Source organism: Leptospira sp. GIMC2001 (genome assembly GCF_028462125.1).
Classification (GTDB): domain Bacteria; phylum Spirochaetota; class Leptospiria; order Leptospirales; family Leptospiraceae.
The window spans coordinates 121,853-144,430 of sequence record NZ_CP115468.1; the positions used below are offsets into that span (position 1 = coordinate 121,853).

At 34.9% G+C, this 22,578-nt stretch carries 18 protein-coding genes and 1 riboswitch; of the genes, 8 read left to right on the forward strand and 10 right to left on the reverse strand.

Annotated features, from left to right (window positions below):
• Window positions 1-11: 11 nt before the first annotated feature.
• The 6 genes from O4O04_RS02110 to O4O04_RS02135 all read right to left on the reverse strand — a co-directional run bounded on the left by O4O04_RS02110 (window position 12) and on the right by O4O04_RS02135 (window position 7,594).
• On the reverse strand, window positions 12-1,379 hold the full coding sequence (locus O4O04_RS02110) for an OmpP1/FadL family transporter (protein WP_272533833.1): 1,368 nt from the start codon (window positions 1,377-1,379) through the stop codon (window positions 12-14).
• A 55-nt stretch (window positions 1,380-1,434) separates the two neighbouring features.
• Entirely contained in the window at window positions 1,435-2,397 is a 963-nt protein-coding gene (locus O4O04_RS02115) for a fumarylacetoacetate hydrolase family protein (protein ID WP_272533834.1), read from the reverse strand.
• Window positions 2,394-3,002, reverse strand: coding sequence for a VOC family protein (locus O4O04_RS02120; RefSeq protein ID WP_272533835.1), 609 nt, complete (start codon window positions 3,000-3,002; stop codon window positions 2,394-2,396). The genes O4O04_RS02115 and O4O04_RS02120 overlap by 4 nt, the downstream gene beginning before the upstream one ends.
• Before the next feature lie 7 nt (window positions 3,003-3,009).
• A complete protein-coding gene (locus tag O4O04_RS02125) occupies window positions 3,010-4,878 on the reverse strand; it encodes an FAD-dependent monooxygenase (protein ID WP_272533836.1) in 1,869 nt (622 codons plus the stop codon).
• 2 nt (window positions 4,879-4,880) lie between these two features.
• Window positions 4,881-6,740, reverse strand: a complete 1,860-nt coding sequence (locus O4O04_RS02130; protein WP_272533837.1) for an FAD-dependent monooxygenase — start codon at window positions 6,738-6,740, stop codon at window positions 4,881-4,883.
• A 176-nt stretch (window positions 6,741-6,916) separates the two neighbouring features.
• Window positions 6,917-7,594, reverse strand: a complete 678-nt coding sequence (locus O4O04_RS02135; protein ID WP_272533838.1) for a TetR/AcrR family transcriptional regulator — start codon at window positions 7,592-7,594, stop codon at window positions 6,917-6,919.
• A gap of 313 nt (window positions 7,595-7,907) precedes the next feature.
• Between O4O04_RS02135 and O4O04_RS02140 the strand changes: the two genes are divergently transcribed.
• The 4 genes from O4O04_RS02140 to O4O04_RS02155 all read left to right on the forward strand — a co-directional run bounded on the left by O4O04_RS02140 (window position 7,908) and on the right by O4O04_RS02155 (window position 12,546).
• Window positions 7,908-8,558, forward strand: a complete 651-nt coding sequence (locus O4O04_RS02140; RefSeq protein ID WP_272533839.1) for a hypothetical protein — start codon at window positions 7,908-7,910, stop codon at window positions 8,556-8,558.
• Window positions 8,559-8,756: 198 nt separating this feature from the next.
• The gene (locus O4O04_RS02145; RefSeq protein WP_272533840.1) at window positions 8,757-9,929 is read left to right on the forward strand and encodes an acyl-CoA dehydrogenase family protein; all 1,173 of its coding nucleotides are present in this window, start codon (window positions 8,757-8,759) and stop codon (window positions 9,927-9,929) included.
• A 185-nt stretch (window positions 9,930-10,114) separates the two neighbouring features.
• The gene (locus O4O04_RS02150) at window positions 10,115-11,011 is read left to right on the forward strand and encodes a hypothetical protein (RefSeq protein WP_272533841.1); all 897 of its coding nucleotides are present in this window, start codon (window positions 10,115-10,117) and stop codon (window positions 11,009-11,011) included.
• 74 nt (window positions 11,012-11,085) lie between these two features.
• Window positions 11,086-12,546 (forward strand): glycosyltransferase family 39 protein, encoded by a 1,461-nt coding sequence (locus O4O04_RS02155; RefSeq protein ID WP_272533842.1) that lies wholly within the window; start codon window positions 11,086-11,088, stop codon window positions 12,544-12,546.
• A gap of 466 nt (window positions 12,547-13,012) precedes the next feature.
• Here O4O04_RS02155 and O4O04_RS02160 read toward each other — a convergent pair whose 3' ends face one another.
• Together O4O04_RS02160 and O4O04_RS02165 are read right to left on the reverse strand one after the other, a co-directional pair.
• Complete coding sequence (locus O4O04_RS02160; RefSeq protein WP_272533844.1) at window positions 13,013-14,221, reverse strand: MFS transporter; 1,209 nt, start codon at window positions 14,219-14,221, stop codon at window positions 13,013-13,015.
• Window positions 14,222-14,339: 118 nt separating this feature from the next.
• Window positions 14,340-15,866 carry a bifunctional GNAT family N-acetyltransferase/carbon-nitrogen hydrolase family protein gene (locus O4O04_RS02165; protein ID WP_272533845.1) on the reverse strand — a complete coding sequence of 509 codons (1,527 nt, stop codon included), beginning with the start codon at window positions 15,864-15,866 and terminating at the stop codon, window positions 14,340-14,342.
• Between the two features lie 234 nt (window positions 15,867-16,100).
• On the opposite strand from O4O04_RS02165, the gene O4O04_RS02170 reads away from it, so the two are divergent.
• The 3 genes from O4O04_RS02170 (at window position 16,101) to O4O04_RS02180 (ending at window position 19,232) form a co-directional block, all read left to right on the forward strand.
• The gene (locus O4O04_RS02170) at window positions 16,101-16,994 is read left to right on the forward strand and encodes an alpha/beta fold hydrolase (RefSeq protein ID WP_272533846.1); all 894 of its coding nucleotides are present in this window, start codon (window positions 16,101-16,103) and stop codon (window positions 16,992-16,994) included.
• Between the two features lie 242 nt (window positions 16,995-17,236).
• Window positions 17,237-17,357: riboswitch (cyclic di-AMP (ydaO/yuaA leader) on the forward strand.
• A 42-nt stretch (window positions 17,358-17,399) separates the two neighbouring features.
• Complete coding sequence (locus tag O4O04_RS02175) at window positions 17,400-18,020, forward strand: adenine nucleotide alpha hydrolase family protein (RefSeq protein ID WP_272533847.1); 621 nt, start codon at window positions 17,400-17,402, stop codon at window positions 18,018-18,020.
• A 66-nt stretch (window positions 18,021-18,086) separates the two neighbouring features.
• Window positions 18,087-19,232, forward strand: a complete 1,146-nt coding sequence (locus tag O4O04_RS02180; RefSeq protein WP_272533849.1) for a hypothetical protein — start codon at window positions 18,087-18,089, stop codon at window positions 19,230-19,232.
• 82 nt (window positions 19,233-19,314) lie between these two features.
• Here the strand turns inward: O4O04_RS02180 and O4O04_RS02185 are convergent, their stop codons facing one another.
• Together O4O04_RS02185 and O4O04_RS02190 are read right to left on the reverse strand one after the other, a co-directional pair.
• Window positions 19,315-20,115: a hypothetical protein gene (locus O4O04_RS02185; RefSeq protein ID WP_272533851.1), complete on the reverse strand. Its 801-nt coding sequence runs from the start codon at window positions 20,113-20,115 to the stop codon at window positions 19,315-19,317.
• Between the two features lie 174 nt (window positions 20,116-20,289).
• Window positions 20,290-21,243 carry an acyl-CoA desaturase gene (locus O4O04_RS02190; RefSeq protein ID WP_272533853.1) on the reverse strand — a complete coding sequence of 318 codons (954 nt, stop codon included), beginning with the start codon at window positions 21,241-21,243 and terminating at the stop codon, window positions 20,290-20,292.
• A gap of 109 nt (window positions 21,244-21,352) precedes the next feature.
• On the opposite strand from O4O04_RS02190, the gene O4O04_RS02195 reads away from it, so the two are divergent.
• Window positions 21,353-22,573 (forward strand): aspartate kinase, encoded by a 1,221-nt coding sequence (locus tag O4O04_RS02195; protein WP_272533854.1) that lies wholly within the window; start codon window positions 21,353-21,355, stop codon window positions 22,571-22,573.
• Window positions 22,574-22,578: the final 5 nt, after the last annotated feature.

Consider the following 22,578-nt stretch of genomic DNA (forward strand, 5'->3'; position numbering starts at 1 on the left):
AATTTATTGCATCAATCTGATGAGCTTTCAGAAGCATTCGTACTATCTGCATAGGTAATCTTAGTTGAATACTGGAAACCTAATGATTGTTGTTGAGTAGCTATGGATTCATAACCTGTTAAGGTCGGTGTCCCATTGATTTGTGTTGCGATGTTTGTTGCAAGTCCCGATAGGCCTTCGATTTTTTCTTTTACTTGCTCAGAAAAATATATTGAGAATTCAGAGCCCTCACTGAAGGAATATCCGATTCCTCCTGTGAAGTGTCTTCTTCCCGTTGCGGGACTTGCGAGATTGATGGATGTGTTAGACGGTTCAAATGCAGCCGTGTTCCAAGACGCACCAAAGGATACTCTCAAATTCTCAATTGGAACTAAACGAATTCCCACTTTGAAGACATCCATGTTCTGCCATCCTCTACCCGGGCCTCCTGGATTTCCAAATTGTATCTGAGTTATGGGACTGTATCCTGGATTCGCAAGTGCATTTACTTCTCCGTATTTTAATTTCTGAAAATCTCCAACAAAAGAAATAAATTCGAATGGTGATATTTCAAAGCCAATCGAATAGTTTTCTGGCGTATCGAGTCTGCCACGATCCGAAATCAAACCTCGATAACGATCAAAATTTGTCATACGAGTTTTGGGCGACCAAGCCGCACCTAAACTTAGATATTTACTTACTTTCCACAATCCACCGATTCGGGTACCAACACCGAAGCTATAATCAAAGCCCCTATTAGAGAGATTTCTTTTATCACTCGATACAGATGCTAATCCCTGTTCTCCTGTCGTCTCGAAGCTGGTTCCAATAGCTAAAACTGATATTCCCAATGAAAAGGTTTCGAGAAATTTTATTGAATAAGTAGGTGCGAGCGTGAATTGTTTATAGTTACTTGCTAATTGACCATCACCACAATCCACATTTCCAAGCTTTAATTCACCGGGTGCAGCTGGCGGAGGAACAGGACAAATATTCGAAGTCCCAGGGTAAACTGTACTTGTGCCATTGCTATAACCAATAATTCCAAGGGTTGAATCTTCAGAAATTTTCTTACTGAAGCCAAATTCGGCTAAAGCATCCGTTGCTCTTTCACTACGTAAATTTGCATCTAATAGTCCATTCAATCCTGCTTTTCTCTCGAGATCCGTAACCCCAGTCGAGACCAAAAGACCAAGATCAAGGTGATCACCCACCCATGCAGTACTAGCTGGATTGATAGCTCCCCCTATAGCATCTCGCGTGGTTGCAGCTCCAGCGCCCCCCAATGATCTGGCTTCGGAACCATATCCTATTTGAAAAAAACCATTGTCTGCATTCAAAGCACTTGCCCAATTTATGATAATCAATGTGAAAAAAATACTTTTGAATAAGTGCTTCATAGTTACTGTCCTAGGGTTAAATTTTAAATACTCAATAAACTTCGATTAGTTGATGCTATGCTATGTAATTTCTAAGTAGACCCAATTTCTCAATCTCTGCTTCTACAATATCACCAGATTTTAAGAAATTCCATACTTCTACCCCAGAGCATTGTGGCACGCATCCGGTAGCTAATAATTCTCCTGGGTAGATTGTTTCATTCCAAGAAGCATAGGCAATAATGCTGGCAATAGAATGAGTCATTTCGGAAGTAGAACCCGAACCTCTAGTCTCTCCATTGACTTTTATATTTGCTGTTAGGTTATTAGGATTTTTAATTTCATCCGCAGTTACAACCCATGGACCGATGGCATTGCTACCGTCAAAATCCTTCCCCTTTGCTGGACCCGCACTGGGCTTCGTTCTCAATTCTTGTATGAGAAGGTCTCTCTCTGAAAAATCGTTGAAAAGTACATAACCAAATATGAATTCAAGAGCTTTTTCTTTTGGAATATTCTTACCTGCTTTACCAATGATTACTCCTAATTCAACTTCATAGTCAAGTTTTGATCCTCCTTGAGGTGGATTGATTGAGTCTTCTTGGCCAGATAGATTCAATCTTGTTCCTTTATAATAAATTGGTAGTTTATAAAAACCTTTCGGTATTTTCGCAATTCCAAAAATTTTGATTAAAATTTGGGCGAATGGATTGAAGTTATTCTTTACAAATTGCCCAAATGCATTCTTGAGATGTTTTTCGTATACGCTAAAACATCGTATTTGTGCTGGATGAATGGAGATTCCTAATTTACTTTCTTTGATATCATACAAAAATTCATCCAATTTTCCTTCCACGGCTAAATTGATTTTTTCTTGAACGATTGACAAAGGCAAGGTTGCGTTAATAAAGTTCTCAAGGCTTTTAAAATTATTGTCATTCGCAAAAACCGAAGTTAAATCAAGTAAAGTGTCTATTGATACAGCGACACCCAAATGATAAATGTCTTGATTGGATGGAAGAAAATGACAGAATTTCATTTATTTGCCCCAGAAATATTCTTATTAAAATTAAGAACCGTAGAATCTGGATTTAACAGATTATCAATTGATTCCCCTTCATGGAATTTTTTATAAAGCAAATTAGGATCGAATTCATTTCCAATGGAATTATGTTTAAATGATCCTGAAAGCATCCACTTATCCATCTCATCTCTAGATTCGAAATTTTCAACCTGCAGTTCAACTTGAACCCCATCAATATCCGTATAATAGATGCTAGTTGTTGGTCCATGATTAATACTCCAAGTTGGATGAATCTCAGATCTTTTCAATCTATGAAAAGTGTGCAAAAGATCTTCCAAATTGCTAAAAGTAAATGCTACATGGTCTAGACCTGTTGATTCACGGCGTTTTGGAGCAAAATTGTTTGTATTGATAATTGCAATCCTATGGTGCTCTTGATCGAATGTTATAAAGCATAACATTTCGTCTCGAAAAGTTATCTCAGCTCCTAGGACTCGCATCCACCAATCGATTTTTTTTTCATAATGGCGAGTTGTAAGTACGATATGAGCTAAATAGCTTGGTTTTCTTGCGTCGGTGTCAGGGCATGGAATTGGAAAGGTTTTTTCTTTTGTTAACATTATATCCTCAGTTATTTCTTATTAATTTCGAATGAAATAGATTATCAAAGACTTCAATTAATGTTAAATCAGGATCGGTTGGCAATTGAGGTATTCTCTTGATGATAAAGCCATCGCTTCGAACCACCAAACAACCGCCAGTCTCTAGTCCTAATCTTGTATGAAATTCGAAGTTACTTATTTCAAAGTCATCTGTGGAATCTTGCCCAATTGATGGAACCGATACTGGAATTTTCCAAATTTTCTCAACTCTATTTGTAGTTTTTGTCCAAATGTCCTTATGGGATTTCCAACATAGAAGACTTAAAGTAAAGTTCGAAACCAAGTCCCTAGTCGAAAGAGATTCCTCTTGTCGTTCAGACCATAAATGGGGAAGAAGCGAACCGGAAATGGAGGATTCCAAATAATCTCCCCAAGCATCTACGGGATTCGGACGAATTGCTTCATCTCTATCAATAAAGCCAGAATAGAGCTCCTTACCAAGATCCAATCCCAGTGTTAGAAAAACGGATTTCTGATTCTGTAAAGCAAATGCTATTTTACGACGAGCCGCTTCGCCTTTTTTACTAAATTCACTGAGTGAGCTCAAAGGTTTGGTACCGATCGTAAGAAGCTTTTTAATGATTCCTGCCTTGGATTTTCTGGGTAGTAATTTGAGTGGAAATTTATTAAAGCCACCTTCCAACTTCTTCATTCCACCGGGATCTAAACCAACAGATGCAAATACTTCTTCGGAAATACTGTTCAATTTGCGAGTAGCAATTGCTAGTTTTTGGAAACTTTCTTTTCGTTCTTGGTTGAAAGATAAAAAGATTCGATGTAAATGTTCAGTGTTTATTCCGGTTTCTCTTGCCAGAATCAAGCGCCAAGCAAGACTCATTGCGTCCTCTATCCCATGATTCAGTCCAAACCCACCGATTGCAGAAAATCCAAATGCGGCATCACCAATTAGAAATGCGTCATCTTGAAATACAGATTCTGACTCCCTCAGTTCCATGGACCAGCATCTAGCAGAATGTATATTGATGGAAAAGTCCTTAACTCCAATAGCACTTAAAATATATTGTTTGAGTTCCGCGTGAGTAAAATCCTTTTCGGAAACAAGTTTCTCGATGATAGGCAAAGTCAGAACCCATTCATCTGCATGATTGGATTGGATTGTTAATGTTCCCGCGAATTTTTCGTTCAATATCCAATACAATGGGCCGGAACGAGTCTTAACGAATTCAGATAGATCAGCACTAAAATGAATCTGCAGAACGGCTTGCATTTTTTCTGTCGAAGATTTTATTCCCAAGAATTTTCGAACACAACTTGTGGCTCCATCAGCACCGACAAGGTATCGAAAATCCAATGAAGCTATATGGTTCTCTGGACCAAGTAAAGTTACAAAATGTCTATCTACCAAATGTTTGTGATAAATAATTTTTGTATTTTCGAAGTATTCTATATGCTCATTCTCTAAGAGTAAGTTTCTTAGCTTGCTTTCGACTATTCTCTGAGAAAGTTGTATTGGTCTGCATGGGCTAGCTTCTAAAAGTTTCACCGTATAATAAGTATCATTTCCAATGGGTGTACATTTTCCTAGCTCAAGTCCATTTAATGAAGTACACCAAGTTATATAACGTAATTTTAATGGAGGTGGGCTAATTTCACGAAGTTCCTCTGCAAGCTCAAAATCTATTGATCGAATGATCTCCAAACTACGAGCTGAAAAGACATTACCTCGTGGATGACTGTCAATTGTTGATCTCTTATCAATGATAACAGATTTGATCCCAAATTTTGCCAGCTGAAGAGCAAGGATACTTCCGGATATTCCTGCACCTACGATTAGAATGCGTTTTTCTGGATTAGGTCTAAACTTATGGATCATAGCTACGAAACCGCCGTCCATTCCATTTGTTTTGGTTCGGCTACCTTTATGTCTTTATCAAGAATTCTGCGAATGATGTAACCCAGGTATTCCTTCGTGACCGACTCCAGATCCAAAGTGAAGAAGCCTATATAACCATCTGGTCTAACAACAATTAAACCATCTTTTCGAGATCCAGCAATATTATATAGTCTTTCGATCCCTTCCATCGACATATGATCATTGCAACGGTAAATATGAACTGGAATGGGGATTTCATATTCAGAAAAATTGAGATCCTCTAGTTTACTATTTTGATTCCAGTAGAAAATATGAAAACTCCTTGAATCAATTAAATCATGGCTATTCTTCTTATCTTCATCCTTATCAAAAATGAAATGCGGCATTCGTGCACCTGGTTGGAAAGAAGATAAATAATCCAGAACTGGATCAGAAGGCTTTTTGTATTCGAGATTATTGGTTACAATATTCTCACTCTCATAAACAAATCCAATGTCCAATCCAATGTTATGAAAATGTCCTGCTTGATTATCTATTGCCTTTTGAACGTTGTTTTTTATAAGTTCATACTTTTTACCGGCTAACGATCCTTTCGAAATAAGATTTAGTTTTCTTTCGATAGGATAGAAGATTATTTTCTTTATAATATTCTTAATAAACTGTGGAGTCTTCTTGACGATCCACTTAGATCTGACCATACCCAAAACCCGAAGCATATCTTCATCTAATCCCAAGGCTGTTGTAACTTCCCGCATTTTTAAATGATTTTGTAAACTACACAATCCATTATTGATAGCTATTGGTTTTCTTTCGACTTCATAAGAGTCTAACAACGATTTAGGTGCTTTGTTTCTGAGAACCAGAGCGAGTTTCCAGCACAAATTGTGCGCATCGGCAACTCCTGCATTCATACCCAAGCCACCGGTCGGCGGATATCGATGGGCTGCATCACCTAGCAGAAATATATTACCATTGCGGTATTTATCTGCAATGTTACATTGCATCGTCCAGTTAGAAACGGATTTAATTTTTAATGGAAGCTTCTTGTCGCCCACAGCATTCCGAAGTATACGCAAGCATCGCTCTTCTGTATAATCTTCGGCTTTCTCGTACGGAGGAAAATATGGAGTCATAAAAATTCCATATTTAGAGGAATCATGAACAATGAAAGTGCCTGGTGCTTGAGTAGAAATATTCCATACTAAGATGGAAGGCTTATCTTTCATTAATTCACGAATATTACCTTCATAATGCATTGTTATAAGGTTAGCGATATTTGATTCACCAGACATTTTGATTCTGGAGAATTTGCGAACTCGACTTCCTGCACCATCTACGCCTAACAAAAACTTTGTTTTAATTTTTCGGATCTCGCCTGTGATTTCATTTCGTACTGTTGATAGTACATAAGAACCTCGATCTTGTGAAGTTTTCCAGGACGTGTTGAACCATACTCTGAGATTGGCAGCTCTTGATACCTGAAAATACAGCATCTGTTCAAGAATATGTTGTGGGAGATTGGTGGATCGAAGAGCACTAGAGTCGTCCATCAGTTCTTTGTAGTCATCACTGAAGGCATCAAACACACCCAGGTCTCTACCAATGAGTGAATTTCTCCATACTATGTACTTAGAGTAGTCCGCCTTTGTTTCTTTATTTTCAATTTCAGCTTTTGTTATCCCAATCTCTCTTAGAATTTCTCTTGTTCGCGACGTGACGACATGGGCTTGGGGGTCTTGGTGTAAGTGAGGTTTCTTTTCAACTAAGATGCAGTTGATTCCTAGTTTTGATAACAATCCGGCAGCAACTAAACCTACTGGTCCACCGCCCACTATTAGTACCTCTGCTTGCTCTATCTGCATGAAAAATCCTCGGTATCCGTGTAATTTCAGTTCCTGATCTGGATAACTTTTGATTACATTTATACTTATATAAATATAAGTCAATAGAAAAATTGAACTTTTTACAATTTTGTATCAAAAATGTGTATTTTTAAGGTTTTAAAGGAAAGGGGGAAGTCGATCGTTCAAAATTTGATTCAATCTCGTTCTGTAAGAATTCCATTCAGCAAAACTTCTTTCGCCCACATTTCTATGGGTAAAGAATGTGAGGCTTTTTCTATCTCAGCTTCATCATAGATTCTAGATATTAGCGGAGATGTGTAAACTGGTGCAGTTAGTATACTTGTCAATACAATGCTTCCATATGCTTTTGGAATTGGTTTGATCAGCTTAAGTTGGGTGCAAATAGTTATTAACTCATCCAAGTAATTATGAAAGGGTTTCATATACTTTTCTACGAACCAATCCAGTCGAGGTCCGGGCTGAGCTATTTCGCCTAATAGAATTGTATGGACTTGAGGATTGGAAATATGAACATCAATGAAGATATCGATCACTTGTCTCAATTGAATCAATGGATCTGGATCTTTCAATTCCATCAATCTGTCTCGCCATTTATAAAAAGATTTTATAAATGCCATTTCGATCACGGCTCTCCAAATACCTTCCTTATTGCCAAAATGGTAATTCAATAAGGGCTGCTTAAATCCTGCAATCTTTGCAATCGTTAGAACGGATGCGCCATGGTAGCCTTTCTGAGAAAACTCAATTTCTGCTGCTTGTATTAGTTTTTCCCTACCAGAGTCTAAAGGCTCAGAAATATCTGGCAATAAATCAAAAAGTTGTTGAAAGTGTAATGACTTTGGATGAGACATGTGAACTTTTCGTACCTAAAAATTTTCTAAATACTATTCTAATCCTTTTATATTCAAGGGCAAGATCATGACAAATGAAAAAACCTCCGATTTCGGTTTAGAATTAATCTTAAAAGAACCTACTATTGTTCGTTTGTTTCCATCTTATTTGTTGTTACAAACGTAATCAGATTGATTGTAATCTTTATAAAATTCTTAAACTCGATTCTAGTGGATATTTTCGAATTTTTTCACAATTGATTATTTATCTATAAATTCGAATGTCTATTATGTGAATACGATTTCGTATTAAATAAAAAAAAAGGATAAGATTATGAGTTTTAATAAACTAACAATTATTTGTTTATTTTTAATTATGTTTAGTCCAGGTTTCATACTGGGTGAAGAAATTGATTTAGAGGAGTCAGAAGTAAAAGAAACGACGAAGACTGTTCACCAATCTGCGGAACCTAACTCTTTGAATCCAAATTCCATTGAGCTTAAAGGCGGAATCTACTACAACAATGATATTGTGAGTCCCCTCGCAAGTATTCTGTATCAGAGAGATTTGAATCAGAACTGGGCGCTTGGATTAGCTATTACCGGAATCAACCTTGCGAATAGTCAGAAAAACGAAGATGTTGGAAGTTTGAATTTTTTTGGAAATTCAAACTTTAAGGCGAGATTGGTCCCTATCGATTTTGTTATCGCTTATAATTTTATGGAAGGATCAAGTTTTCGTCCTTTTATTAGGGGCTATTTGGGTGGTGCAATTTTTTCTGCGAGTTATGAAGGTCGAGGTGGGATGGAAAGAAAGAGAGAAGAAAGATTTTTCCACGGAGGGTTGGGCTTAGGGTTTCGATATTTCATTTCAGATAATTTTTATGCAGTGACGGAAATGAATGCAAACTACTTTGACAATGAATTTTTAAAGAAAGATAATACTCATCTTTACGGTCAGGTTGGACTCGGGGTTTCTTTCTAATTTTAAAAATGCAATGTTCACAGGATGGATATCTTAAGCTCAAGGAAATATCTTATTAAGTAATTCAATCGTTCGAACCAAGGCACAAAGCTAAAAAAGAACACCATTCTTTTTTAGCTTGCTGAAAATATTCCAAATTCTATAAAGTAATTTATTCAAATTTTAGTTTGGAAATTTAGAATCAAGTGTTGGTAATTTATGGATGATTGGAAAGAATTTATAGATAGCTTCCGCAAATTTTTAGAACGCGAAGTTGAACCATTTGCGCATGAATGGGATGAAAAAGGTGAGTTACCTAGGGTTATTTTCAAGAAACTATCCGATATTGGTTATTTTGGTTTGGTCGCTCCAGAGGAATACGGAGGATCAAATTTGGGAATTATCCCTTCTGTTCAAGCAATGGAATTGTTAAGTGAATTCTGCGGAAGTACTTTCTTCTCGGCTAGTGCATCTTTTGGATTATTTGGAGAGCCTTTAAAACATTTCGGATCTGATATTCAAAAAAATGAATATTATAGACCGGTATTATCTGGTGAAAAAATTGGATGTATGGCAATCACAGAACCTCAATCAGGGTCTGATGTTTCTTCTATAAAAACAATCGCCAAACAGAAAAAAGACTTATCAATTGAACTCTCGGGACAAAAGACGTACATTACCAATTCATCTATTGCGGATTATGCGATCGTACTTGCGAGATTTATAAATTCAGAAGGTATCGATAAAGGATTGACTCATTTTATTGTAAACCTAGACAATCCTAGAATTCAAAGAGGCAGACCGATGAAAAAGCTGGGACTGCGAGCTTCCGTAACAGGAGAACTTTTCTTTGATCAAGCTGTTATCGGTAATGAGGAAAATATTTTAGGTGGAATTGGGAAGGGGTTTCGCCAAACAATGGCAACATTTAATGAAGAAAGGTTATCAATTGCTGCTTATTCCTTGGGAGTATTGAACGCATGTCTAAAAGAGTGCATTTCCTTTGCAAGTAGTCGTATGAGTTTTGGCAAACCAATCTATCAACACCAAGCAGTTGCTCATATGATTGCGGATCTTTATACAAAGGTTGAATCAGTCAGAAGTTTTACCTATCGTATTGCAAATGAGATGCAAACCGATCAAGAAAAAGAAAGAAAAGATCGCGATTCAGAAATGGGTGCAAAATGTTCTGCATTAAAACTTTTTGCTTCAACTCAAGCAAGAGAAGGTGTGAATCTCGCAGTCCAGATCCATGGTGGTGCTGGCTATATGGAAGAATATAAAGTTGCTCGACTCTATCGAGATATTCGACTAGCTGAAATTGGTGGAGGAACTAGCGAGATTCAAAAATCTATTATTGCAGGATCAATTATGAAGAGATCTAAAAAATGATAGATTGAGTGTTTGGAAGGAATACAAACTAATAGAAATTAGTATATCGTATCCTTTACTGAGTTATGTGGGATGCGAGACTTTGCTTTATTCATTCAAAATTCTTACTAGACTATTCTAATTCCTTCTAAATATTAGTCATTGTTATATGAAGGATTTCAGATTTTTATTCAAGGAGCAAGAATATGTTCAAATGGATATTAGTTTTTATTTCAATTTTTACTTTCAGTTTATTTTCTGAAGAAATCCAGGATCCTATTTCTTCAAAGAAAAATAAAATATTCATCAAAAGAAACGATAATTTATTTACAGCGATGGAAGAAGAAGTTCATCGTAGCTTATTTAGAAGTTATTATAATAATGGTGATGAAAAAGTTGTTAATTATCAAATAGGCTTCTTATACAATTTTTTAGAATCAGATTTTTCAATTGAAGGACGGTTTCAGGAATTAAGAAAAGGGAATTATTCTAATGCTCAAAATGTTTGTTCGGTTAGTAGTCGATCTTGTTTATTTATTACAGCTCCAATAGGAACATATTTCCGAAATGAGATCGTTGTCAATGGAATGTACGATGCTTATGATCAGTTAATTTTTGTAAAAGTTGGAACAAGATTTATACGTTCCGAGTTGTCAGATACAAACTATGTTTTTAGTACCGATCGTTTTAATCAATCATCATTGGGTGTTAATATTGGAATAAAATTACTAACACCAAAATTCTATAACTTTTATTTATCACTTGATCTTGAAACATTCTATTCTCAAGGAACTCTAAAGCATGAATTCTCAAATACAACCCCTCGTGGAATAAACATTGGAACTTATAGTAAAGGTAGCCCTCATCAAAAGACTTGGGGTCAGGAAATAACTGCAATGTTAAATTATGATATAAATCAAAAATTTTATATCGGAATTGGTTTTTCGCAATTGAGATCAACTATAAGACCAAATGAAATGATCATCAATACAGGAAACTTTAATTATGATACCAGGAAAAATATGGAACTTGAGATTTTGGGTGGAAAAAGTTTTTCTGATTCATTTTTTGCAAGTACTGTTGAATTTGGAGTTTACTTTTGAATTTCGCAAAATATTTCGAAAGAATTCTATTGATTTTGAAATGACAAAAGAAACCATAAAGATAATTTTATGAAATGTATCTTCCATTAATTTATGCAATATTTTATTTCATCATTCTGTCCATTTTCAATTACTTGGGTGGTTATGGAATATTTGTAGATGAATTCTATTACCTCGCCTGCTCTAAAAGATTAGCATTAGGTTATATTGATCATCCGCCATTATCTATTTATTTACTTAGTCTGTTTCGAATCACTGGTGATTCTATTTTTATTCTAAGAGTTATTCCAGCGTTTTGTGCGGGAGCTTCAGTGTATTTTGTCGGTGAATTGACTAAACGATTGAATGGAAATAATTTATCTATTTCTTTGTCTTGCATTGCCATGATGACTGTCCCAGTTCTTCAAGTCATTTTTGGTTTTTATTCGATGAATGCAATTGAGATCTTTTTTGTGATAATTTTAATATTCTCTGTTCTGAAAATAAAGGAAAATTCAAATTATTGGATAGTAATTGGGGCAATTGTTGGTCTTGGATTATTCAATAAACATACTTTTATTATTTATACAGTAGCTATTTTAACACCTTACCTATTTCTAAACTTTAGAACTGTAATTAGATCTAAGACATTTTACATTGGAATGGTTCTATCTATTGTAATTTTTTCTCCTAACTTGTATTGGCAATATTCTAATAATTTACCATCTCTCGAATTTTATAAAAATGCTCATACATTCAAGAATATGAATATTGGATATATTCAAATTATTTCAGATCAAATTCTCTCCCAGAATCCTGCGACTTTGCCTTTATGGATTTGTGGAATTTTGTTTTGTTTTAGAAATAAAGATTTCAAATTTATTGGAATCGCTTATTTAATATTATTGCTTATATTTTTGTATTCTAAATCTTCAAGGCCAGATAGAATAGCTGCCTTTTATCCAATTTTATTTGCTTGTGGAGCTGCCTTTATAACTAAGGACAGTTTAAAAAAGTTTTTGCTAAGTATCATAATTATTGTTGGATTAAGTTTATCTCCAATTGGATTGCCAATTTTACCATTGGACGTTCTTTCGAATTATGTAACCACTTTAGGTATTGTTCCTCAACTTGAGACGGGCAAAACTGTTGTTTTACCTCAATGGTTTGCAGATCGTTTGGATTGGGAGGAATTTCACTCACAAATCCAACTATCAATTGACAGTTTGGATGAATCGGAGAAGAATGAAACGATCGTTATTGGTAATAATTATGGGCAGGCAGGAAGTTTAGAATATTATAAAATATCTCTTCCCATCATTAGTGGTCACAATAGTTATTATCTCTGGATGGAAGAATTAAAAATTTCTCCTAAAAATTTGATAGTGATCGGTGATAGAATAGTTGGATCGCTTGAGCCTTTCTTTGAGGAGAAGTTCCTTATCGGAAGTTACTCTAGAAAGTATTCCACGGAAAATGAAATTCCGATTTATTTTCTGAAGAAATCAAAAATTGATACTCGGGGAATATTTTCTAAACTAAAAATATATCGTTAATTTTAAATTGAAACAAAACAATTTTCAATTTCTCGGTTAGGTAGTTTAAGCTTGATTTAAATCTCCAGTTCTCCTAAAACTACAAAATAGAAAATTCTGTTTCGTCATAAAAGGAGTTATATGATCTTCTAGTATACATTTAATTTTTTTAAATCCCTTACTTAACTCGGAAGTCAGAGTTTGCTCATTGTATTGTTTTATTTCCAACCCACTGCATTTCATAGGTCCATTATCACTAAATGTACCTATAGTAATAACTCCGTTCTCATTTAACGAATTTCTTGCTAACGAAATATATTTTTCTATTTGGGGTTTAGTTGTCAAAAAATGAAAAGTTACTCGGTCATGATAAAATCTTAGTTCTCACCCGAATTAAAATCAGGAGAAGTCTTGGAACCTTTTGTATCCAAATTACTTCTTGGGGTTTCTTTCTAGAATAAATATTTTCCCAATGTTTTTCTTCTTCTTAAGCAATATTATTTTCCTTAGATGTCGAGTTTGATTTCAAATAATAAAGAACCGTAAGTAGCGCAATTCCAAGAAAAGGCAATGAAACTAAATTTAGATTGAACCACCCGATATTTGTTTCTAAAAAAGCTGAGCTATATGTTGCAATGACTGCAATTAAATAGATAAAGGAATCATTGATCGCCTGGATTGTATTTTTCTCAGAATTTCTATACTGATCGGTTAATAATCTAGTTCCTCCAACGAACATAAAGTTCCAACCAACACCTAATAAAATCAATGCAACAGCAAAAGGTAAGAATCCCGTTCCTTGTAAAGCCGCAAATACTTCAATTGCCAAAATTAGAATACCAGCTATAATTAATCTTGCAGAGCCAAATTTATTAACTAAATATCCAGAGAAAAATGACGGTATATACATTCCTAAAACATGCCACTGTAAAACCATTGTCGATAAATGCATCTCATGCCCATGAGATTTCATTGCGATGGGAACAGCCGACATTAACATCACCATAAATCCAAATCCAAAGGAACTAGAAATAAGCGATGCCCAGAGCCCGGAATTTCTGAAGTGGTAAGTCAATGGACGTTCAGGTAATGTATCTATAGATTCGAATAATGTATTTTCTGTTAGGTGAGTATCTTTTTTAATTTTCGTTATTAGAAGAAATTGTAAAAAAAGAACAAAAGTCATAATTATAAAACAACCTAAGAAAATAGTCGGTGGAAAAAGATCCCGACCCAAGAGTCCAGCGAGTGGGCCAATAAATGCAGCCGGAATTCCAGCTATTAAAATCCAGGATAGAGCGGTTGATCTATCTTCTTGAGAAACAGACTCCATTGCTACAAATCTTAAGTATTGCAAAAAGGATTGATGGAATCCAAACAGAAGATGTCCAAATGTAAATAGGTAAAAATTCGAAATAAGCAAAGCATAGGAAGAGACTATTGCTCCACTGATTCCAATCAAAGTTCCTAGCAATAATCCGTTTCTACGTCCCATTTTCTTCATGCAATAGGAAGCAGGAAATAAACCAACAAATGTGCCTAGAACTGAAAAGGAAAGAGGAATTGCTGCTGTCGAGGGACTAGGAGCTAAAGTTTGGCTAGCCAAAACGCTAACAGCTATTAACATAATAGTTCCTATTTGGTAAAAGGTCTGAGTAATCGAGAAAATTCCTAGTTTGGAAAATTTTTCCTTCATTATCAATCCATACTCAGAACTCAGGCTACCTAAATCAAGTATTTCTTTTTTATCCAGTTTGCCGAACAGAATGTTCTATAAAAATAATTAAAAAATTCAAATCTTTAGTTTATGTAGTTTATTTCTTATTCAGAGTATAGATATCACTTCTTCTATCATTGAGATTTCTTACTGAGCCGAATTGATTCAATTCTCTGAGTAAATCTAAATCAACGTCGGCAATGAGAATCATTTCTGTATTGGGTGTAGTTTCTGCTTTGATTCCATTGGCAGGAAAGGCAAAATCACAAGGTGTCATTACCATCGATTGTGCATACTGAATATTCATATTGTGCACATTAGGTAGGTTACCAACACTTCCTGCGATTGCAACATAGCATTCATTCTCTATCGCTCTTGCCATAGCACAATTGCGAACTCGTGAGAATCCGTTCTGAGTGTCCGTAAGAAATGGAATAAATAAAATATTCATTCCTTCATCGGCTAAAATTCTACTCAGTTCTGGAAATTCAGAATCATAGCAAATCAATATTCCAATTTTGCCACAGTCAGTATCAAATGTTTGCAGTTTATTTCCACCAATCATTCCCCATACACGAGATTCGTTAGGTGTTACGTGAATTTTCTCGTATCGCTCTATAGAACCGTCTCTTCTGCAAAGATAACCTACGTTGTATAGGTGATTGTTGACTATCTCTGGCATGCTACCAGTAATTATATTTATATTATAGGATACAGCCAGTTCGGAAAAACGATTCTTAATTGGTTCCGTATATTTGGTTAAACCACGAATAGCCTCTGCTTCTGAAAGATGGTTGTCTTCGGACATCAATGGTGCATTAAAGAATTCTGGAAATAGTGCAAAGTCACTTCTATAATCTGAGACCGAGTCTACAAAATATTCAGCTTGTTGCATCAATTCATCCAATCCTTTATAAGGACGCATCTGCCATTGTATGAGTCCCAGTCGAACTACGATCTTATTTGCTACAGGTAATTTATTGGGTTTTTCATAATATATATTTTTCCATTCAAGAAGAACTGCATAATCATTGGAAGCTTTGTCTCCTTCCAAGTATCCTTTCATCACTTTTATTGGATGAAAATCATTCGATATTTGGAAATTGAATACAGGATCATGTATTTCTTTCCTTCGAACCATTTCTATATATTGTTTGGGAGTAAAAGTATCGGCATAAAGATGGTAATTTGGTATTCGTCCACCAAATACAATGCCTTTTAAATTAAGCTTCTCACACAATTCTTTTCGGTAATCATATAATCTTCTACCAAGCCTAAGTCCTCGAAACTCAGGCTTTATAAAGACATCGATTCCGTACAAAACGTCACCTTTGGGATTGTGAGTATTGAATGAATAATTATCAGTTATATCTTTATAAGTATGGTTCTCTCCAAATTTATCATATTCAATAATTATGGATAAAGCAGATCCTGCGAGTAATCCATTTACTTTGATTGCAATTTGTCCGTCTGGAAATTTCTCTAGAAGAGTTTTGATATGATTTTCTTTCCAATAGGCATCTGGAATTGTAGGGTAGGCTTCAATCATTGCCTCTTTCAATTCTTGGTAATCATTTAAGCTTAAGTAAGAGAGTTCTACATTTTCTATTTCTTGGGGATTCATGAGCTGTTGGTTTTGCTGATGATAACGAATAATCAAAAATTCTGAAATAATTGATTAGTTATCACTTTTCCGTTGTATTTATTAATTTATTTTTCACTTGTTTTCTATTTTACATTGTTCAAAATGATAAGTCAAGGGAAATTTATTAATTATTAAACGCATCTATAAATGACTAAATTTATTGACTCAGTGGTATATCTATTGGTTATTAAATGAAAACTTTGGAATAATTATATGGATACAATTTTTACAAAAACGCCAAACGAATGGATGCGACTAGGATCCTGGATTGAAACTTCTTATGGAAAAATATTTACGAATACAATTGGAAATGTATTTGAAAGTAAAAAAACTATTTTATTTCTTCATGGATTTCCAACTAGTTCTTATGATTTCCTTCCTTTAATTAATTTACTTTCCGATGAATATGCTTATATTTGTTTTGATTTCTTGGGCTTAGGGTTTTCTGACAAGCCAACCAATATTCAGTATTCCGTGAATATGCAAACTGATATATTGGAAGCAGTTTTGATGCATTTCAAAGTTAGAAATTTCACAATTGTTACTCATGATTACGGAGTAACAATTGCTCAGGAATTTCTTGCTAGATATAAACAAAAATTTCAAGAATATGATTCCAAATATAATTTAAATAAAGTTATGTTTTTAAACGGTGGACTTTTTCCTGAGTCACATCGAGCAAGATTGATTCAGAAATTGATGAAAAGTTCAATAGGATTTATTATAAGTAAATTTTTTGGATTTAAACAATTTACTAAATCATTCTCTTCTGTTTTCGGAAAAGATAGCCAACCAACGGAATATGAATTGAAAACTCATTGGGAGATCATTCAGTTCAATAATGGAAATCGGATGATTCATAAACTACTTCATTATATTGAAGAAAGAAAATTGAATCGAGATCGATGGGTGGATGTTATAGTTAATCCTCCAAAACCTATTCTTTTAGTGAACGGGTCAGCCGATCCGATTTCTGGGAAGCATATGATCGAACGTTTTAAAGAATTAACTGGAAGAACAGATTCAGTTGAACTTCCAGGAATTGGTCATTATCCTCAGCTAGAAGATGTGCAGGCAATTAAGAACGCAATTCAAGAATTTGTTTAAGTCAAGTGTAATAAAGATAATTTAGATTTAATTCCGATTTTTTTTTAGATTATTGATTTGAATAATCATTCATTTTGTAAACTTCATCGATAGTTCTAAATAGCAGATTGATATATTCAGAATGTTCATGGAATAATGAACTCTATTTTCTGGTTTGAATTATCGCGACGGAAAAATTACGAATAAATGAGGTAATTATTTAATGGTACAAATTGTACTTGACTGACTTACTTTATATATTATAATGATTACAATCTAGCTCAAGCGAGACGGGGGAACCAAATACGGGGCCAATCACTTAAGTGAGGGATAACTCTCAATCCTAGCCCGACAGCTAACCTCGGAGATGATGAGAGAAGGTTTGTACTACCTTCTGTAAGAATTCTTCAATCCAGGAGGACATGTATGTCATCATTACAATCAGATTCAATCAGAATTCTCATATCATTTGCTAATCCAGCAACGGGAATTCATTTAACCAAACTAGCGTTCAAATTGTTCCCGAAAGCTCATTTCTTATGCTTTCACGTTAACAAGGATTACGAAGATGACCTTGAAAAGGCCAATGCTGAGATGGAAGTTTTGCATGAAAATCTGCGATTCATTTCCGAAAACGAAGAAGTTCCTTTGAAATTTCAATATTCAACTGAAGGTGACTATGCAAATGCACTTTCCAAGAAAATAAAAGAGATAAATCCAGATCTTTTAATCGTTGGTTCTGCTTTCCAGGACAGTTGGAAATCCATAATCAACTCGCATCCAATGAATGCATTAAGAGATGAGATAACCAAGATAGCCGTTTTTGTCGGGGAGAGTATGGAATTTATTCAGAATTTTTTTATAGATAAATCGGATTCCTATGCATTGAATTTACTAAAAGTATTAGAATCACCAATTTATATATTAAAAGATATTGGAGAATTGAAAGACCAAGATCTACATGAAAATCTTATATTAAAATCTGTTGATTCCCATTCCGATTTCCCAACTCATGGAAACAATTTACTAGTTTTTACTAAAAATTAAGAACTAGTAAAAAAAATATAAAATAGTATTAATATATTTTTAAGTTTTTCTCCAAATAGAGATATCATGAGCCATACTTTTTCCAATTCATTTCATCTGCGTGGTAAAGATTGTAGAATTTTGAATGGAGGATTTGTCGGAGATCTCCTTTTTAAACTTCCTTATCCGAAATCTGGCTGTGAGCGATTCTTTCGTTTTGAATTTTTACCAAATGATTATTTGATTACCAATCGTAGATCAAGTTTTCAAAACAATCAATTGGTCGAATCCGTGGGGATTTATGTTTTCGATCAAAGTGGACAAATTGTCTTTTCGATTCCTGGAGAATTCTCTGACGTGTATCTGCTTAGCCGAGAGAAGATTACTTTTTTTCGGATGCGCGAAGATTCTGCCAAGCGTAGAATTATTGAAAGATTGGAAGTAGATTGGAAATCCGGCGAGATTGTAAATCAAGAAATAATTCTCGGAGAGGGAATCCATATTTCATCTATCCAATTCAATCTATTGAGACTGGATACAAATCCGAATCCGAAAATTTCCTTGGTGATCAATCCATCTGTTGATGGTAAATCTGATTATAATAATTCAATTCAATGGAATCTGATCGAAGAATCCAAAAAATCCGAAAGTGAAATAATTGAATTGAAATCACTCGTAACTAGAAATGAAAATAAATATCTTATAGATGATAATTCGATATGGAGAATTTACTTAGAACTTCCATCGGTTCCACAATCGAGAAAGGGAGATTATTATCCAGTTCATCATTTTTCTTTAGACTTACAAGAATTTGGTGACGATGGCGTTATTCTACTGAGTGAATACGAACACAGCAAAGGAGGCGGTTTCTATGACGGTCTCTTGAAATTTGACAGTAGCGGAAATCAATCCTATCATATTATAGGCGAGTATGTGAATTGGGTTGCTAAGGAATCAAAAGGTTCGGGTTTATTTCTTAAGCTTACACAAGGAATCTATGATTTGGATTTGGATAATCCGATTTTCTCACTGGATAAAATCAATTTAAAGACTGGAAATGTTAAATCGATAAAGACAGTTGTGATTGATAGTAAAGAAAGAATGAAGAGTGGTATACCTCAGAAGATTAGGTATTTAGGATATCAGTTCAAAGATAATAAACTCATTTGTAAACTGGGTTTTGAATCATTTATGAAAACAGTAGATTGGACAACGAGCTTAAATGATATATAGTGGTTGATTGTAATTTTGATAAAGTAGACGAAAGTAATCGCCGTAGAAAAACCAAAATGAATATTGAAGAAAAACAAAATATCTATTCAATAATTGGTTTCTGTTTAACATCCTGTTCGATTTTTTGAGATATCGAAAAGTTTATAACATTATTATCTACTCCGGTTAAATTTACATAAAAGCTACTCACTCCGTATTCAAGCCAGATGTATTTACGAGCTAAGTTGACTGATACTTCTGTATCACCAATCAGTATTCCTAAACCAATAAAAGGGCTAATTGAATACGCTGTGCAAGTATCTCTAATTGAACAAAACCCAAGGCCAAGATCTACTCCTAGACTAGATCGCAGAACACCAAATATATCTTTTTGAATTTTAGTTCCAAACTCCAACATATTTGCTTCATAATTCATCCCACTTTTTATCTGTTGGCTCTCGTATTCAGGACTTGTTAATAAGATTGTATAGACAAATAATCTTTGGAAAGGATCGATTGGATCTAGGTTTGGATTGAAATTATCAGAAAAGAATTTTGCATTTAAGACTGGATTGTAAGGATTCGATTCGAATTTGGTGTTTGTAAAACCGAATCTGAAAAAAATATCTTCAAATTTTGTATCTTTTTCGACTCCGATAGTTGTATATTCAGTTCGCAAGCGAATTTTTCTTTCTTGACTAATTGGTAATAATTGAATCTGTTCGATCGATCCCGCTGGGTATGAAAAAATGGAGGCAAGTCCTATTCCAGGAGATATAATTGGAGCTGTATCATAAATATGCCCACTACCATATTGAAAATAAATTCTGTTAGTTTCAGAAAATAAATTAGTAGAGATTAATAAACTAACTATGAAAATCGCACGTACAATTTTTTCATCCATTGTGACCTATGGATTCTAATATCAATACATATTCAATCATTTTTATTCATTAGGTGAAGATTTTGTTGTAAGTAATTGAGATAATTTAGATAAAAAAGCTGTCGAAATGATTGCTGCGTCCCAGTTTAAGAAATTTAACCTTAAACTAGGACGCTAATTGCAGATATTTAATTTTTAATGAGAGTCATTCATAGCAGTGACGAGATCTGGTTTCAGGTTAACAGGAATCCATCGACCTTGCTCGCGACTTTTGAATTTTACCTTACCTCTCTTGAGAGCATCTAATCTTCTACCTTCGTCTATAACTTTTACTGGAGGCTTTTTAAGATCCCAAACAATTCCGAATACTGAAAGCATTTTCAAAATGTAGTAACTCAAATCAATTTCATACCAGAAAAAACCTTGGTTGGCTGAGTGTGAATAATGGTGATGATTGTTATGCCATCCTTCACCCATGGTAATGATTGCAAGAAATAAGTTATTTCTACTATCATCTTTGGTTTCATAGCGACGGCTACCAATCACATGAGCTAGCGAATTAATTGTCCATGTGCCATGCCCAAGAAAGAATGTAGACACTGCATAACCGTAAACAAGCCAATCCCATCCACCAATCATATAAAGCATGATAGAATAAGAAAGTGGTGCAACCCAATGATATCGATCTAACCATACAAGTTCAGGAAATTTGAAATAATCTTTTATAATACGAGAATCATAATCATTGTATTCACTATTGAGAAACCACAACAGATGAGAATACCAGAATCCTTTTTGTTTTGGTGAGTGAATATCTTTCTCGGTATCAGAGTAACGATGATGATTTCTATGATGTGCAGCCCACCAAAGCGGACCTTTCTGCATTGCAGTTGCGCCAATCCAAGCTAAAATAAATTGAAAAACTCGAGAAGTTTTGAATGCATTGTGTGAAAAATATCGATGATATGCCGCTGTGATACCAAACATTCTTACATAATAAGCGACCACTGCTAGCAGCAGAAGCTCCCAACGAAATTCAACTGTAAATACAAATAGGACGGTTGAAGATATCAGAAGAAATAAGATTAGAAATAGAATGGGTGCCTTTTGCTTGACCAACGGTTGTATGCTTGTTTCAGACGCTTGCATGATTTACCTCTGCTTACGTATGAGTAGAATTTTCTCAAAAGGTTGCAAAAATAATCTACTTGTCCGTTGGATTCGAAAAAAAATCATAGTGATAGAGAAATTCATACAAATGTCCCTAACTATTGTGCAAAAATACGGCGGAACCTCAGTTGGCGATACCACTAAGATAAAAAATGTCGCAAACAGGATCAAATCCTACTATGAGGCTGGTAAAAATGTAGCTGTAGTAGTCTCTGCAATGGGACATACTACTGACGAACTCGTATCCCTTGCAGATCAGATCACTGATAATCCTCCTAAACGAGAAATGGATATGTTGCTTTCAACTGGTGAGCAAGTCTCTGTCGCTTTGCTTGCGATGGCACTAGAATCGATCGGTGTACCTGCAGTTTCTTTTACTGGATCTCAGATAAAAATGATGACCGATGGCAATCATTCCAATGCAAAAATTGATTCCATTGATAGAACACGCATAGACAAAGCTTTTGAATCAAAACGCGTTGCGATCATTGCAGGATTTCAAGGAATAGATAAAGAAGAAAATATCACCACACTTGGTCGTGGTGGATCAGATACAACTGCAGTTGCCATAGCGGCTGCGTTAGGTGCTGATGAATGTGAAATTTATACTGATGTGAACGGTGTGTACACAACTGACCCGAATAAAGTTCCTGGTGCCAAAATGCACAAGCAGATTACTTATGAGGAGATGTTAGAATTGGCAAGTCTTGGAGCCGGCGTATTGCATTCAAGATCTGTTGAAATGGCAATGAATTATGGTGTTACTATACATGTTCGCAGTAGTTTTCATCGAGAACCGGGAACATTGGTTGTGAGTGAGGATAAAATTATGGAAAAAATGAAAGTAAGTGGTGTTACCGTTAAGAGTGATCAAGCAAGGATAACAATCCCAAATGTAAAGGATCAACCGGGTATAGCTGCCAAATTGTTTTCTGCACTCTCAGCAAAAGATGTGATCGTGGATGTGATTGTTCAATCATCTCCTCATGATGGTATTAATACTATTTCATTTACCACAGCAAAGAAAGATGTGATCACTGCAAAACCCATTCTTGAAGATATCAAAAAGGATATGACTTCCGGCGAGATAGAAATTGATGATAGCATTGCGATTCTCTCTGCTGTAGGTGTTGGAATGAAATCCCATGTCGGTGTTGCAGCAAAAATGTTTCAATCTCTTGCGGATGCTGGCATCAATATTTTGATGATATCAACTTCCGAGATCAAAATTTCCTGCGTAATTCCTCAATCCAAAGCTCAAGATGGATTGAAAGCTATTCATTCAGCTTTTGGATTGGATCAGATTTAAGATTC

Coding starts and splice junctions, on each gene's coding strand:
- O4O04_RS02120 (WP_272533835.1), bottom strand. CDS start 3,002: ATGTTAACAAAAGAAAAAACCTTTCCAATTCCATGCCCTGACACCGAC.
- O4O04_RS02185 (WP_272533851.1), bottom strand. CDS start 20,115: ATGGATGAAAAAATTGTACGTGCGATTTTCATAGTTAGTTTATTAATC.
- O4O04_RS02110 (WP_272533833.1), bottom strand. CDS start 1,379: ATGAAGCACTTATTCAAAAGTATTTTTTTCACATTGATTATCATAAAT.
- O4O04_RS02135 (WP_272533838.1), bottom strand. CDS start 7,594: ATGTCTCATCCAAAGTCATTACACTTTCAACAACTTTTTGATTTATTG.
- O4O04_RS02180 (WP_272533849.1), top strand. CDS start 18,087: ATGAGCCATACTTTTTCCAATTCATTTCATCTGCGTGGTAAAGATTGT.
- O4O04_RS02130 (WP_272533837.1), bottom strand. CDS start 6,740: ATGCAGATAGAGCAAGCAGAGGTACTAATAGTGGGCGGTGGACCAGTA.
- O4O04_RS02195 (WP_272533854.1), top strand. CDS start 21,353: ATGTCCCTAACTATTGTGCAAAAATACGGCGGAACCTCAGTTGGCGAT.
- O4O04_RS02155 (WP_272533842.1), top strand. CDS start 11,086: ATGTATCTTCCATTAATTTATGCAATATTTTATTTCATCATTCTGTCC.
- O4O04_RS02190 (WP_272533853.1), bottom strand. CDS start 21,243: ATGCAAGCGTCTGAAACAAGCATACAACCGTTGGTCAAGCAAAAGGCA.
- O4O04_RS02160 (WP_272533844.1), bottom strand. CDS start 14,221: ATGAAGGAAAAATTTTCCAAACTAGGAATTTTCTCGATTACTCAGACC.
- O4O04_RS02165 (WP_272533845.1), bottom strand. CDS start 15,866: ATGAATCCCCAAGAAATAGAAAATGTAGAACTCTCTTACTTAAGCTTA.
- O4O04_RS02125 (WP_272533836.1), bottom strand. CDS start 4,878: ATGATCCATAAGTTTAGACCTAATCCAGAAAAACGCATTCTAATCGTA.
- O4O04_RS02140 (WP_272533839.1), top strand. CDS start 7,908: ATGAGTTTTAATAAACTAACAATTATTTGTTTATTTTTAATTATGTTT.
- O4O04_RS02150 (WP_272533841.1), top strand. CDS start 10,115: ATGTTCAAATGGATATTAGTTTTTATTTCAATTTTTACTTTCAGTTTA.
- O4O04_RS02170 (WP_272533846.1), top strand. CDS start 16,101: ATGGATACAATTTTTACAAAAACGCCAAACGAATGGATGCGACTAGGA.
- O4O04_RS02175 (WP_272533847.1), top strand. CDS start 17,400: ATGTCATCATTACAATCAGATTCAATCAGAATTCTCATATCATTTGCT.
- O4O04_RS02115 (WP_272533834.1), bottom strand. CDS start 2,397: ATGAAATTCTGTCATTTTCTTCCATCCAATCAAGACATTTATCATTTG.
- O4O04_RS02145 (WP_272533840.1), top strand. CDS start 8,757: ATGGATGATTGGAAAGAATTTATAGATAGCTTCCGCAAATTTTTAGAA.